The organism is Acinetobacter sp. TUM15064, from assembly GCF_008980265.1.
In the GTDB taxonomy this organism is placed as follows: Bacteria; Pseudomonadota; Gammaproteobacteria; order Pseudomonadales; family Moraxellaceae; genus Acinetobacter.
On the sequence record NZ_BKFU01000160.1, the window covers coordinates 1 to 923 of the forward strand.

At 36.4% G+C, this 923-nt stretch carries 1 protein-coding gene; it reads right to left on the reverse strand.

What is annotated here, in order from left to right; all coding sequences use genetic code 11:
- Window positions 1-160: 160 nt before the first annotated feature.
- Window positions 161-823 (reverse strand): DUF2057 family protein, encoded by a 663-nt coding sequence (locus GBI16_RS18190; protein WP_151707615.1) that lies wholly within the window; start codon window positions 821-823, stop codon window positions 161-163.
- Window positions 824-923: the final 100 nt, after the last annotated feature.

Genomic DNA, 923 nt, shown 5'->3' on the forward strand with positions numbered 1-923 from the left:
ATATAAATGTTTCAAAAAAACCACCCGACTGGTTATTTTTAAATCAAAATATCTATTTTAGATTAAATTATGGACAATATCTGCAGTTTATCCACTATATAAATGCGCTATCTAAATAATAAAAACAGCTAATGCTGTTTTTTATTATTTAGTGAGTAGATTATTGTGCTTGTTCAGCTAACCAAGTCATAAACGCTTGGCGTTCAGATTTCGATGCACTTTTCCAAGTATTAATTAATTGCTGAGCATTGTTAGCACTTGGCAGATCTTTTGGTTTCACTACTTCAGCTTTTCCTACCACTGCTTGTGACGTATATATCGGTGCAGGCTGCGCAATCGTAGTTGCTTTTTGAGTGAGATCGGTTGGCGCATCATTAAATAAATTTTTCAGAATGCCAGAGCTTTGCGTTTTACTGCCTTTTTGTTCGACCAATAATTGATTCTTGGCATCATATAAACCAAAAACGGGCTGTTTAGCATATGCCTTTGCATCATCATGGTTTTGTGGCGGATTGAGTAAAGCTAAACGATAGGTCTGCTGATCTTGTAGAATTGGAGTTTTAATGTTCACCACACCAGAGCGAACAATATCATGCGAACCAATGCCAGGATGCTCTTCAAAGAACTGGATATAACGAACACTGATAATGTTTTCGCCTGCATCAATACTATATGTACTGTCTGAACTAAATAAACGACTCTTGACCTCTTGCCCATTTAAACCTTCAATTTTAATTTCTTCAGGCGCGGTAATGGTTACTGCTGAAAATGCGGAAGTACTCAACATCAATACTACTGTTGCAAGGGTTGCACGTAAGGTCATTTTTACACTCTATCCGTTGTTTATTAAAGTTTAGTTGCACTATGCAGTGTATAAATGACAATTTTATGACAATTTCTGAGCCTAGAACCAACCTACAACT

What these genes read in the sequence shown, in the direction of transcription:
- GBI16_RS18190 (WP_151707615.1), bottom strand. Translation starts at nt 823, where the DNA reads ATGACCTTACGTGCAACCCTTGCAACAGTAGTATTGATGTTGAGTACT.